The organism is Acinetobacter sp. ANC 5414 (assembly GCF_013004295.1).
Classification (GTDB): domain Bacteria; phylum Pseudomonadota; class Gammaproteobacteria; order Pseudomonadales; family Moraxellaceae; genus Acinetobacter.
The window spans coordinates 64,298-78,686 of the sequence record NZ_JABERM010000014.1 but is presented as its reverse complement, the minus strand read 5'-3'; the positions used below and the strand labels follow the sequence as shown (position 1 = coordinate 78,686).

Genomic DNA, 14,389 nt, shown 5'->3' with positions numbered 1-14,389 from the left:
AACAGATTTTTAAATCTTGCATAAAGTCCTCTCCTTTTCAGGCTGAGGACTTTATGTCATTTTCGATTCATGGAGTATGAACCGATGAATATTTTAGTTTTGGGTAATGGCGGTCGTGAACATGCATTGGCATGGAAAATCGCACAAGACGATAAAGTTGCTAAAGTCTTTGTTGCTCCGGGCAATGCTGGCACAGCAACAGAAAACAAATGTGAAAACGTCAATTTAAGCATTTTAGACAATGCTGCGATTATCGACTTTGCTAAAAATAATGCCATTGATTTAGTCATTGTTGGCCCAGAAGCACCGCTAGTCAATGGTGTAGTAGATGCTTGCCGCGCGGCAGATGTAAAAGTTTGGGGTCCAACTCAATTTGCGGCTCAATTAGAAGGCTCTAAAGCTTTCGCAAAACATTTCTTGAAACGTCACAATATTCCAACAGCATTTTACGATGTGTTCACGGAAGTTGATGCTGCTAAAGCATTTGTTGAAAAAAATGGTGCGCCAATTGTAATCAAGGCCGATGGTCTTGCTGCGGGTAAAGGCGTCATCGTCGCCATGACCAATCAAGAAGCATTTGATGCGATTGATGACATGCTTGCCGGCAACAAATTTGGTGATGCCGGTTCACGTGTAGTTATCGAAGAATTCCTTGCGGGTGAAGAAGCGTCTTTCATTTGTATGATTGATGGTGACAACATCCTGCCAATGGCAACTTCTCAAGATCACAAACGCATTTTTGAAGGCGACCAAGGTCCAAATACTGGCGGTATGGGTGCTTACTCTCCGGCGCCTGTTGTGACTGCTGAAGTATTTGAAAAAACCATGAACGAAGTGATGCGTCCTACCGTTGAAGGTATGAAAAAAGATGGTCACGTTTACACTGGTTTCTTATACGCAGGCTTGATGATTGACGACAAAGGTCAACCGAAAGTGATCGAATTCAACTGTCGTTTTGGGGACCCTGAAACTCAACCAATCATGATGCGTTTAAAATCATCTTTGGTGGATTTGGTTGAAGCCGGCATTGCAGGCAACTTACCTGCTGAAGCTGAATGGGATGAGCGCAAGACTGTCGGTATCGTACTGGCATCTAAGGGCTATCCTGAAACTTCAAGCAAAGATGATGTGATTTCTGGTTTAGACACCGAAATGACGGATGCCAAAGTATTCCATGCAGGTACAGCGACCAATGCCAATGGCAAAGTTGTGACTGCTGGCGGTCGTGTACTATGTGTAACTGCATTAGGTAACACGATTGGCGAAGCTCAAGCAAAAGCATTAGAGCTTTGTGAAAAAGTAACTTTTGATGGTGTTCAATATCGTAAAGATATTGGTTACCGTGCAATTGCTCGTGAACAAGCTTAATTCTTTTAAAGAATAGATTAAGCCTAAAAAGCCCACATCTTCGTGGGCTTTTTAATATGTTTTATGCTCACCAGTTTTAAAATATAAGTATGATTTCAAGAAGCTGATATTTCACACTAAAACCTAGTCAGCTACACCTCCTCCTTCAAATAAAGCTTAAGCACATGTTTTTAAATAACTAAAAAATCATTTCGTATAAGGTGTATTATGTTAATAATAGACAAACTTTAAAGAACAAAAAAATGTGTGAATGCCAATCTGTAGGTAATTTTTTTGTATGTCCTACTTTTTCAGATATTTTCAGCCATAACTACGATATGAAACGTCAGTTTCCTCACTACTTCATTGAAGATACTCCATGCGAAGAAGCAGAACCAAAATTTGATTATGGTAAGTTTTATTATGCTTGTGCTGAGTGTCAGCAGGCCTGGTATTTTGAGTGTTACCCCAGCGAATCAACATATCCTATTTTTGGAATTAAAATTTCTGATATCAACCAAGTATTAAGTCAAAATAAAATCAATAGTATTAAGCAATACTTAGTGGTTTTAGCTCATGAAGGTTTTTCAGAGAGTAAGTGTATTCATAAAGAGTGTATGAACTATTCACTTAATGGAATTAAGGTATGCCTTAATCATTTTGGATACAAATTTAGTTCCCATTAATACCCCATTTAACATAATGGTGCTTATACGAAATGCGATTTTAAGATTACTTTAAGATCAATACCTTACAGTAAATCATACCCTCTAGAACGATCGTGTTCAACCGACTTGGAAACAAGTCGGTTTTTTTATGAGCATTTTTGGCACTTATTGCTAACAACTTTGTTTAAAAAATAATCTTTTTTGAGTTTTCGCTGATTTCTCAAGGCTTTTATTTCCTGAATAATTCACAAACTCTTCGAAACAATATTTGGTATAAAAACTTGCTTCCTCTCCCACCTTTATTATTTCGTCATTAACAAACTCACTATGTCGTTTTTATCCTGAATTTACCCTACAAAACTTCAGAAAAAAACCCTAAGAACAAAGACCTAGAGCGTTAAGACAAAACAGGGAAGTTTAGAATTTTCACTTATCCATTTTTCAGCTTTATATTTTCAAAAAACTTATATAGCAGCTAAATACAGTAAATGATCAGTTTTATTAATTTCAATAAACTTAATCTATTGTTTTATGAGTTATTTTATTAAAACCCTAATCTTTGTTATGAAAAATCAAGCTAAGTATAAGATTTATAATCACTATTATGCATAACAAAAAATTGCTATGATTATGCAAATTTAAAGATAGCTTGAATGATTAAAGCTGCTTTGAATACAGCGACTTGCTGTTCACAGTTTTACATTTATTTGCTTATGCGACTGATCTCTGATTGCATTGAATTTCAGGTCTATTTAAAGTCGTATACATTAATCAGTATTTACTGATTCAAGCTTGATTTTAATCTCTCTAATAAATGATTCGTAAATTTAAAGCCAAAATTAAATTTACCTGGGATGAACACATGAAAAAGCTCCTTGGACTTGTTTTAGGCCTAACCGTTGGTTTGGCAGGCTGCTCTAAACCAGAAGCACCTGCAACTGATGCGGCAAAAAGTGATACAGCAAAAGAACAAACGGTTGTAATGGCATCAACGGGTTCAGATGCAGACATCTGGCGTTATATTGCGACATTGCCTGAAACAAAAAAAGCAGGTATCAAACTTGAAGTGAAAAACTTCACTGACTATGTTGCTATGAATACCGCTGTTGCCAACAAAGAAGTTGATATCAATGCATTCCAGTCTTATGCGTATTTGGTAGCATTCAATGCTTCTAATAAAGATAAAATTGCACCGGTTTCTACTACTTATCTTGAACCGATGGGTATTTATTCAAGCAAAGTAAAAAAAGTTGAAGAATTTGCCAATGGTGCAACGATTGCCATTCCAAACGATGCAGCCAATGAAGCACGTGCCCTATTGCTTCTTCAATCTGCAGGTCTGTTAAAACTTAAAGCCAACTTTGACCCTGCAACAGGCACTCCAAACGACATTACTGAAAATGCTAAAAAAATCGTGATTAAACCGATTCAAATGGCGACTGCTGTTCGCGTAAAAGATGAAGTGGATGCGATTGTTTTAGGCAATACACTTGCTCTTGAGGGTGGTTTAAACGTCCTGAAAGATTCAATCTATTATGAGCCAGTAGACCAAAGCACCAAGTTAAATGTAAACATTTTAGCAACTGCTGAATCTCGTAAAGATGATCCTTTACTACAAAAAGTAGGTGCGTTGTATCACACTGAAGCTGTAAACAAATATGTGCAAGAAAAATTTGGTGGTACTAAGGTTGATGTAAATAAACCAATTAGTTATCTAACTGAAACAAAATAGTAATATAATCATTCAAACCAAACAGGCAAAGTGACTTTTGCCTGTTTTTTATTTTCTGCTTAGTTTTTGACGATATGATTGAATTTAAAAACATTTCAAAGCACTATCAGCTAAAAGGTCAAACCATCCGCGCTCTGGACCAAATTAATTTGGAAATTCCAGAAGGCAGTATTTTTGGCATTATTGGCTATAGTGGCGCAGGTAAAAGCACCTTAATTCGTTTGATTAACTTATTGGAACGGCCGAATGAAGGTCAGGTCATTATTAATCAAAAAGATTTTACTGCTTTGGATGCACGCTCATTACGTCAAGAACGTGCAAATATTGGTATGATCTTTCAGCACTTCAACTTATTACAAACCAAAACTGTCGCGGCAAATATTGAAATGCCACTGAAGCTTTTGGGTGTAAGTAAGGCTGAACGTGAAAAACGCTTAAACGAATTACTTGAGTTTATTGACCTCAAACATAAAAAAGATGCTTTTCCGGATGAGCTTTCAGGCGGACAGAAACAACGTGTCGGTATTGCCCGCGCACTTGCCAATCATCCTAAAATTTTACTCTGTGATGAAGCAACCTCTGCACTCGATCCGCAAACCACCAAATCTGTTTTAGCTTTACTTAAAAAAATCAATAAAGAACAGAACATCACCATTGTGATGGTCACTCATGAAATGGATGTGATTGAAACGGTTTGTGATTATGTCGCAGTGATGGAACAAGGTAAAGTCATTGAAACCGGCTCTACTCTTGAGATTTTCAGTCAGCCGCAGCATCCAACCACTAAAAACTTTATTCAAACGGTGCTTCAGCAACAGTTACCGGTCAATATTTTAAAAAACCTCGAAAATCAGAATCATAACAGTATTTATTGCCTGCAGTTTTTAGGCAAATCTGCTCAAGAAACTGTGGTACAAGCGGTCATTAAGAAGTTTGATATCAGTTTAAATATCCTGTTTGCCAACATGACCGAAATTAATGGCACCGTAATTGGACAAATGTTTATCCAATTGTTAGGTGATCCGGCAATTATTCAACAAGCAATTGAATTTTTACAACAAAATGGCGTAAAAGTTGAACATTCAGGAGAGCAGGTATGAGAGATTTAATCGTACAATGGTTGACTGAACTGACTGCACCATTTTGGCAGAGTTCCCTGTCGATTGACCAGTTTGTTACCGCCTTGCAAGAAACCTTTCACATGGTGTTCTTCGCGATGCTGTTTGGCGGAATTTGGGGCTTTATTCAGGGTATTGTTTTATTGGTTACTCGTCCTGAGGGTATCCTTCCCAATCGTGCGGTTTATCATATTCTCAACCCGATTGTGAATGCTCTCCGCTCGCTACCTTTCATTATTCTGCTCATTGCAGTTATCCCTTTAACCAAATTTTTAGTCGGCACCTCGATTGGCACATGGGCAGCAATTGTTCCCCTCACCATCTACATTGGTCCGTATATGGGACGCCTGATTGAAACTTCCCTATTAGAGGTGAATGAAGGGATCGTGGAATCTGCCCAAGCGATGGGTGCCACGCCTTTACAGATTATTTTCAAGTTTATTTTGCCTGAATCGCGCAGTTCACTGATTTTGAATTTAACCACGGCGACCATCAGTTTAATTGGTGCAACCGCGATGGCGGGTGCAGTCGGTGCCGGTGGTATTGGTGATTTGGCGATTTCATATGGCTATCAACGCTTTGATACCAGCGTGGTCATTTTAACCGTGATTGTGCTTTTGCTCTTGGTGCAAATTGTTCAGACCGTGGGTGAATGGCTCGCCAAGTTAAGATAAATATTGATCAGGTCAAATCTTTAAAACCCTCGTTTAGAGGGTTTTTATTTGGCAAAAATATTCTGCTTAAAAATAATGCAATTTCTGATTTTATCAATTAAAACATCAGCTATACCCAATATTATGATCAAAAATCTACTTGAAATTTGGTAAATATTAAGCCGTTCCCACATTAAGAGCATGCTAAAATAGCCGTCAGTTTTTGCAGGGACTCATTTATGCACTTTGTTCATCTTGGTATACATACAGAATTTTCAATTACGGAATCGATCGTACGTATACCTGATCTTATGAAAGCTGCAGTGAATGATGAAATGCCAGCTTTGGCATTAACAGATCTGTCCAACTTGCATGCCGCAGTTAAATTTTATAAAAAATGTCTGGATAAAGGCATTAAACCGATTTTGGGCAGTGTGATTCGCCTGAATGATGCAGAACATAAGGCAACCCTGCTTTCCATGACCAATAAAGGCTGGCGCAGTCTGACCGAAATTGTTTCGCGTGGTTTTATTGAAGGTCAACAGCTTGATATTCCTTGCGTAAAAAAAGAATGGGTGCTTGAACAGAATCAAGACATCATCGTGCTTTTAGGCATGCATAGTGATGTCGGCAAAATGCTCAATTCATCCAACCCGCAAAAAGCTGAAGCACTGCTAGAAGAATGGATTGAAAAATTTGGCAATCGGGTGTATTTGGCCCTGACCCGTACCGACCGACCGGATGAAGAAAGTTTCATTGCAGGAGCGGTTAAGCTGGCTCAAAAATACAATATTGGTGTCGTGGCACATAATGATGTGCATTTTATTGCACAAACTGACTTTGAAGCGCATGAAGCCCGTGTCTGTATTGCTGATGGCTATGTCCTCGGCGATAACCGTCGCCCACGTTCTTACAGTCCCGAGCAATATTTCAAAACTGCAGAAGAAATGACTGAACTGTTTTCAGACATTCCAACCGCGATTGAAAACACCTACCACATTGCCAAACGCTGTAATGTCAGCTTGCGTTTAGGCTTCAATGACCTTCCCGACTTTCCCATTCCAGAAGGCCATACCATTGATACCTTCTTTGAACATATTTCTAAACAAGGTTTGGAAGAACGCTTGAACTTTCTTTATCCCGTTGAAAAACGCGATGAAGACTGGCCAGAAATTCGCAAAAAATACGATGAACGTCTAGCTTACGAGATCGGGACGATCCTGAACATGGGGTTCCCCGGCTACTTCCTGATCGTGATGGACTTCATTCAATGGTCTAAAAATAATGGTGTCCCGGTCGGTCCGGGCCGTGGTTCAGGTGCGGGTTCCCTGGTGGCCTATAGCCTGAAAATTACCGATCTTGACCCACTGCGTTATGACCTACTGTTCGAACGTTTCTTGAACCCTGAACGTGTCTCAATGCCAGACTTTGACATCGACTTCTGTATCGCAGGTCGTGATCGGGTGATTGACTATGTGGCCCGTCATTATGGACGTGATGCAGTATCACAGATTGCCACTTTCGGAACCATGGCCGCAAAAGGTGCCATCCGAGATGTCGCGCGGGTACTGGGTAAATCTTATGGACTTGCTGACCGTATCTCGAAGTTGATCCCGACAAAACCCCTAGGTGTAGACCTGCGTGGTGCCATCGACATGGAACCCCAGCTTAAAGATATCGTCACCAATCCATCTAACCCGGATAATGATGATGCGGCTGAAATCTGGGAAATGGCCCTCAAACTCGAAGGCATAACCCGTAATACCGGTAAACATGCCGGTGGTGTGGTGATTGCACCCGGTAAAATTACCGACTATTCGGCAGTCATGTGCGATGCGGATGGTACCAACCGCGTCGCTCAATTCGATAAAGATGATGTTGAATCCGCAGGTCTGGTCAAGTTCGACTTCTTGGGTCTGCGTAACCTGACCGTTATTGAAGATGCGATTCAAAATATCAATAAACGCGTGGGGCCGGAAACAACAGTGGATATTGCACATATCCCGCTAGATGACGCCAAAGCCTATTCGATATTTGCAAATGCCAATACCACGGCGATCTTCCAGTTTGAATCCGTCGGCATGAAAAAAATGCTGAAAGAGGCGCGTCCAAGCAAGTTCGAAGAAATTATTGCCTTCGTATCCTTGTACCGTCCGGGTCCAATGGATCTTATTCCCGACTTTATCCATCGTATGCATGGTGGCGAGTTTGAATATCTGCATCCCTTATTGGAAGGCGTACTTGAACCGACTTATGGGATCATGGTTTATCAGGAACAGGTCATGCAAGCCGCACAGTACTGTGCCGGCTATACCCTCGGTGGCGCGGATATGCTGCGTCGTGCCATGGGTAAAAAGAAACCTGAAGAAATGGTCAAGCAGCGTCAAATCTTTATTGAAGGTGCTGCAAAAAAAGACATTGATGAAGCCACCGCCAACCATATCTTTGACTATATGGAAAAGTTCGCAGGCTACGGTTTTAACAAATCACATGCTGCCGCTTATGCACTGGTTGCTTACCAGACAGCATGGTTAAAAGCCTATTATCCGTCTGAATTTATGGCAGCGGTACTTACTTCGGAAATGCAGAATACCGACAGTATTGTATTTTTGATTGATGACTGCCGAATTAATGGCTTAGAAGTGTTCCCTCCTTCAATTAACATGTCTTTTTACCAGTTCCATGCCAGTGATGAAAAAACCATTGTTTATGGTCTAGGTGCAATTAAAGGCGTGGGTGAAGCAGCCATGCAATCGGTGATTGACTCACGTTTGCAGGATGGTCCTTACAAAGATTTATTCGATTTCTGCCATCGTATTGATTTGAAAAAAATCAATAAACGAACGTTAGAAGCACTCATCCGTTCAGGTGCTTTAGATTGTTTAGGCATTGATCGTGCCAGTATCATGGCGCAATTACCTGAAGCGGTTCAAGCAGCCGAACAAGCACGCTCTAATCGTGAAACCGGGATTATGGATTTATTTGGTGAAGTTGAAGAAGTTCAGCGCAAACCATCCAAACCGGTAAAACCATGGTCAGATGAAGTCCGACTTAAAGGCGAAAAAGATACGCTCGGCTTGTATTTAACCGGACACCCGATTGATGTTTATCGTCCAGAGTTAAAATCCTTTATTCCGGTACGAATTAACGAATTAACCCCGACACGTCGCGGAGTCACCACAGTTTTTGCCGGATTGGTGGTCGATGTTGCCAACTTCCCGAACCGGATGATGGTGACTTTAGACGATGGTACGGCACGTATAGAAGTTTCCGCCAATCATGAACGCTTCCAGCGTTTTAAAGATGTCATTCAGGCCGACCGTGTGGTGGTGATTGAAGGCGAAATCTATGAACGTGAAGGTTATGACCGTCCAATGGGACGCTTAACCAAAGCGTTCAGCCTGAATGATATTCGTCAAAAACGTGCCAATAGCATCCAGATTAAACTGAATCATGAACATCTGACCAAAACGTTAAGTCAGGATTTACAAAAGATTCTGCTTCCATTTTGTAATGTCGATATGTGTAATCATATTCCAATGCAATTACAAATTGATTATCCCTATGCTTCTGCGGAAGTTCACTTGGGTCTAAATTGGAAAGTCGCGCCACAGGATGAACTGTTGGCGAAATTGCGCGATTATTTTGGCAAAGATGTCATCCATATTGAATACCAAGTGAAATCCAAAGCCGCCAAGGCTGCGCATCATCAGGGCAAACCAGTCCAGATTGCACCGCCACCAGCCAATATCAGCATGGATGATGCGATGGATCTGTATCAGGCTGAAGCCAACCAATATTCTTAATTTTTAAATATTTAAATTCAAATCGGACACATTATGAGTCAAGTTGACAATGCTGTTGTTTCAGCACATCTCTCCCATGTGCGTATTGTCATGGTCAATACCACCCTACCTGCAAATATTGGTAGTGCTTTACGTGCAATGAAAACTATGGGCTTATGCAAGCTTGTCTTGGTTGCACCTAAAACCTATCCGCATCCAGATATCAATGCTTTGGCTGCGGGTGCTGTAGATTTAATTGAACAGATTGAAATTGTACCGACTTTAGAAGATGCAATTAAAGATTGTCATCTGGTTTTTGGCACCAGTGCACGTAGCCGTACCATTCCGTGGCCTTTGCTGGATGCTCGCCCTGCCGCTGAAAAATCACTGAATGCTGTAGTCAAAGATCAACAGGAAATTGCGATTGTATTTGGTCGCGAAGACCGTGGCCTGACCAATGAAGAATTGGCGATGGCCAATTATCACGTCACCATTCCAGTCAATGACGATTACGGTGTACTCAATGTTGCCCAAGCCATTCAGGTAATTTGCTATGAAATGCGTATGGCAGCCATGGCACTGACTGAACAGCAGGAAGATCCGGAAGCCACCATGCATGTAACCGATGAAATTGATATGCAGTGGGATGAGCCTTTGGTGACACATAAACAGATGGAACAGTTTTACCCGCATATTGAAAAAATGTTGGCAGAAATTGAATTTATGGATCCAAAAAATCCACGTTTATTGCCTTTACGCTTGCGTCGTCTATTTGGACGTATACAATTAGACCGTATGGAATATCATTTACTTCGTGGCATATTCACTCGTGTACAAGCCATGAATAGTGGTAAATGGAAAAAATCTACAGACAACAAGACAACAGATTCTTCAGAGGATCAACCTAATGCTTAAACAGCTCAGAGAAGACATACAGGCTGTATTCGCGCGCGATCCTGCAGCTCGAAACACCTTAGAAGTTCTAACAACTTATCCCGGCATACACGCGCTGATTATGCATCGTATTGCCCATGAACTTTGGCAAAAAGAGTGTAAAGGCTCTGCTCGTCTGCTGTCTTCTTTTAGCCGTTTTGCCACAGGCATTGAAATTCACCCGGGTGCAAAAATTGGTCGTCGTTTCTTTATCGACCATGGCATGGGTGTAGTGATTGGTGAAACTGCCGAAATTGGGGATGATGTCACGCTTTATCACGGCGTAACGCTGGGCGGTACCACCTGGAATAAAGGTAAACGTCATCCAACCTTAGAAGATGGTGTTGTGGTGGGTGCAGGGGCAAAAATTCTTGGACCTTTTACTGTCGGTAAAAACTCCAAAGTCGGTTCCAATGCAGTGGTGACCAAAGAAGTTCCGCCGGATACTACAGCTGTTGGCAATCCAGCCCGCTTTATCACCAAAGACAAACCGAAAGATGCTGAAGAAGCACGTCGTCGTGATTATGCAGAGAGCATTGGTTTCCAACCCTATGCAGCAACACAAGATCAGTCAGATCCTATTTTAGATGGCATGCGTGTTTTGCTGGATCGAATTCAACTCAATGAAAAACGCATGAATACCTTATGTCAGCGTTTATCGTTGCTCGATCCTTCATTTAAAAAGCAGCAAGACGAACAACCGTTTAGTGTTGAAGAGCTTAAAATCATTGAAGATGTGCGCCGTGAATGCGAAGCACAAAGCAGTCAATCCAAAGCCTAAATTGCTTATGTGAATTTTCACAATTGCTAACTTGCGTGTTTATCAGAGTTTTCTTAGACTGACAAACATGCAAGTTGGGTTTATTGACACTTCATCTGCCCAATTTGAGCCTACAGCGCAAGCCATTTATGAAATATTAACAGCCCCTAATTAATTTTAAAATTAAATGAATGGATGATCCATATGACCCTTAAGCCTTTGGCATGTATATTAATAGCGGTTTCTTTACTTTCTGCGTGTAGCATGGCACCGAAAGAAGATAAAAATCCGACTACTCCAATTATTTTCACTGAACCCGATTTGACTCCACCGTTCTATGCGCTGAATCCATTTAACTATGATGCTCCACCTCCATTTGAAATTGCATTAAAACAAGCTGCAGCACAGCCTGTTACTAAAATGGAAGTGAATCTGCAAAGCAATCCTTCCAAGAAAGTGACTCTAGATGTCAATAAGCTCATTATTCCAACGGTGAACAGCAATACACGTAATTTGAAATTTGCCGTGCTTGCAGGTGAAAATGAAATTGATATCACTGAAATTGATGACTTTTTACAATTGGTTGAAGGTAAAGCACGTCACTACCCACCTCGTTTTACTGAACGTCAGGAACGTAAGGGTTTTGAAGCCAAACTAAAAGAATTGACTCAACAGCTCGATACTTTAGCCTCTAGAGATAATGCGTCTTTTGATGTTCTGATTCGTGCATTTAAAGCCAGTGTAATGGCGCGTAACCTGGACTTGGGTTCAGTTTATACCACCAAATCTTTAACCTATGCGCAGCGCATTTTAAAAATTAACAAAGAAGATGCTGAAGCAAACTTCTGGTTTGGTTTTGGTTTATCTGAAGGGGGTGGTCAGCGTGAAGCGATTCCTTATTTAGATAAAGCAATGAAAGCGGGTGTACAGGAAGCTTATCTGTCTGCGGCAAATAATTACATTGCCATGGAACAAAAGAAAAATGCGATTCAAACTTTGAAAAATTACAAAGTCAAATATCCGCAAGAAGCTGAAGTGGCTGACCGTTTAATTGCTGAAATTGAAAAGCATGGTCGCTGGAATGTATGGCAAATGCTTAACCCACCTAAAGCTCCTTAATTTTTAAGTTTTGATTGAAATAGGCCGTCCAGTACGGTCTATTTTTTGTGTATAAATTGAAAACTAGAAAAATTATCGTATGATGAAGAAAATTCAAATAAATACTGACTGCAGACTATTATTATGTCAAAACAGATATACAAAGTTTTATTTGCCGCGCTATTCAGTAGTTATCTGCTGGCAGGATGTCAAATTGTAAGTGTTAAAAATCAAGCCATCAACGTCACCATTGCCAATGAGCGAGAAAGTATACTCACCCGCAACAAATTGAGTGAAGCCAGTTTAAATGTGCTTTCAATGACAGGTCGTGAAGCAAAAATCTGCTCTGATGAACCTGAAAAATGTGTCCAGGAACTGCAACAAATTCCCCAAATTCAAGATGAACAATTATTATCTACAGCAAGTGAAGTCTACTTAGCCAAAGCCTTAAGCTTTGAAAACTCAAGTGATTGCAAGATTGGCATATTAACCAGTACCAAGTCAGAAGAAAAACAACAGCTCCAGCAAGTGACTTATGATAAATGTTTGGATCAACAACTTTATATGCTGGATAAAAGTATTCGATACAGTTATGCCTACATGTTTAAAACCAAACGCGGACCTCAAGACCGTATTTTTGATAACAGACAAGTCCAGATTCGTGACTTTTATAACTTGGCCCTGGCCAAATTGGTTTCCGCGTATGCGCTACGTTACAAACCCACGGAAGTTGAACACCAGATTAAAGTCGGCAAAAGCATCTACAGTATTAATTTTGATCATTACCCGCAACTTAAAGAACAGAAAATTGAGCAGTTGCTTTCAAGTTATAACCTGAATTTTTCGGGGTTACGTTCGATTAACCGCCGTGATGGTTTTGGTTCAGAATTTGTTGTCGTTTTACCGCAAGTTAAGAAGGATGATATCGGTGAAAGTAAAAATAAATACATTATCGATCCAATCAATTTTAGCTACAAAAATGGCATCAATCCGAATATTCATCAAGCGCGTTATTTGGCAGCCACCCTTACCGCGCAGCCGAAATCCGCGAGCAATCTTGAGGACATTTTAAATAAGGCAGAGTTTGAATTAAAAGCTTTTGATCCCTACAAATATGAAAAAGTGGAGCTGGCAGGCAAAACCTATCCGCTTGCTGCTAACTTCTCTACGCCCTATGGTTTATGGCTGGCACAAAATAATCTGGGTAAAGCGGCCTATTTGACCCTGATTGATCGTGACGATCATCTCACCATGCCGCATTTATACATGCTCGAACCTTATAACCCGAATAAAAAAGTCATTGTATTGGTGCATGGTCTCGCCAGCAGTCCTGAAGCCTGGATACGACTGACCAATGACATTATGGGTGACACGGTACTGCGGGAGAACTTCCAGGTCTGGCAAGTGTTCTATTCAACCAATATGCCGATTATTGAAAGTCGCTTTCAAATCTATGCCCTGCTCACCCAAGCTTTTGCACAGGTGGATGCCAAAGCACCCGCCAAAAAAGATGCCGTTTTGATTGGACATAGTATGGGAGGCATTATTGCCCGTCTTTTGGTCAGCGATGCTGATGTGACCAAAAAAGCGTTGGCTATGATGAACAATCGCCAATTAAATAAATATCAAAAATTACCGATCGTTTCTCAGCGCTTGGGAATTAAAGATATTCCTAATTTTAATCGTGCGATATTTCTCGCATCACCGCATAAAGGAACCGATTATGCAGATCGCTGGTTTACTAAAGCGGCACGTAAAATCATTCGCTTACCTGTCGCATTCCTTTCTGCAATCGGTGACAGCATACAAAACCAGGATTTGGACGTCAAAGATCTAATAACCCAGATTGATCATGGTCTGATTCAAAATGGTCCCAGCGACTTAAGTCATCAGTCAAAATTTATGGAACTCACCAAAGACATTACCCCACGTAAAGGTCTCGCCTTCCATTCCATTATGGGCAATATCACCAACAGTGATGATCTGAATATCATTACCGATGATGTCGTCCCTTATAAGAGCGCCCACTTAAAGGGAGCTGTTTCTGAAAAGATCATCAAAGGTGGACATTCTATTCAGGAAACCCCCGAAGCCGTTTTAGAATTACGTCGAATATTACGTCTCCATTTGACCCAGTTAGGTTTACATAAACCTTAAGATTGATCCGTTTCAGCCGATCATGTGGATGAAGCATGATCGGCTGTTCAATTTAGTGTGAAGATATTTTCTTAGGCTATTTCCAAGCATCATTAAAATAGTTCAAATCTAGCTTATTGACCTTTATTACAGCTATAT

The 14,389-nt window shown here is 40.7% G+C and carries 10 protein-coding genes; all 10 read left to right on the top strand.

Annotated elements, in window-relative coordinates:
- Positions 1-84: 84 nt before the first annotated feature.
- The gene (purD, locus tag HLH18_RS09775; RefSeq protein WP_171546677.1) at positions 85-1,368 is read left to right on the top strand and encodes a phosphoribosylamine--glycine ligase; all 1,284 of its coding nucleotides are present in this window, start codon (positions 85-87) and stop codon (positions 1,366-1,368) included.
- 242 nt (positions 1,369-1,610) lie between these two features.
- Positions 1,611-2,033 carry a hypothetical protein gene (locus HLH18_RS09770; RefSeq protein ID WP_171546676.1) on the top strand — a complete coding sequence of 141 codons (423 nt, stop codon included), beginning with the start codon at positions 1,611-1,613 and terminating at the stop codon, positions 2,031-2,033.
- Between the two features lie 844 nt (positions 2,034-2,877).
- The gene (locus HLH18_RS09765; RefSeq protein ID WP_171546675.1) at positions 2,878-3,747 is read left to right on the top strand and encodes a MetQ/NlpA family ABC transporter substrate-binding protein; all 870 of its coding nucleotides are present in this window, start codon (positions 2,878-2,880) and stop codon (positions 3,745-3,747) included.
- A gap of 74 nt (positions 3,748-3,821) precedes the next feature.
- Complete coding sequence (locus HLH18_RS09760; RefSeq protein WP_171546674.1) at positions 3,822-4,847, top strand: methionine ABC transporter ATP-binding protein; 1,026 nt, start codon at positions 3,822-3,824, stop codon at positions 4,845-4,847.
- Positions 4,844-5,539 carry a methionine ABC transporter permease gene (locus HLH18_RS09755; RefSeq protein WP_067724507.1) on the top strand — a complete coding sequence of 232 codons (696 nt, stop codon included), beginning with the start codon at positions 4,844-4,846 and terminating at the stop codon, positions 5,537-5,539. The genes HLH18_RS09760 and HLH18_RS09755 overlap by 4 nt, the downstream gene beginning before the upstream one ends.
- A gap of 218 nt (positions 5,540-5,757) precedes the next feature.
- Entirely contained in the window at positions 5,758-9,324 is a 3,567-nt protein-coding gene (dnaE, locus tag HLH18_RS09750; RefSeq protein WP_171546673.1) for a DNA polymerase III subunit alpha, read from the top strand.
- 33 nt (positions 9,325-9,357) lie between these two features.
- Positions 9,358-10,218, top strand: a complete 861-nt coding sequence (locus HLH18_RS09745) for an RNA methyltransferase (RefSeq protein WP_171546672.1) — start codon at positions 9,358-9,360, stop codon at positions 10,216-10,218.
- Positions 10,211-11,017 carry a serine O-acetyltransferase gene (gene cysE / locus HLH18_RS09740; protein WP_171528870.1) on the top strand — a complete coding sequence of 269 codons (807 nt, stop codon included), beginning with the start codon at positions 10,211-10,213 and terminating at the stop codon, positions 11,015-11,017. Before HLH18_RS09745 ends, cysE begins: the two co-directional genes overlap by 8 nt.
- 183 nt (positions 11,018-11,200) lie before the next feature.
- Positions 11,201-12,115 (top strand): ABUW_2363 family tetratricopeptide repeat lipoprotein, encoded by a 915-nt coding sequence (locus HLH18_RS09735; protein WP_214647313.1) that lies wholly within the window; start codon positions 11,201-11,203, stop codon positions 12,113-12,115.
- 123 nt (positions 12,116-12,238) lie between these two features.
- Positions 12,239-14,251 (top strand): esterase/lipase family protein, encoded by a 2,013-nt coding sequence (locus HLH18_RS09730; protein WP_171546670.1) that lies wholly within the window; start codon positions 12,239-12,241, stop codon positions 14,249-14,251.
- The last annotated feature ends 138 nt before the right edge of the window (positions 14,252-14,389 follow it).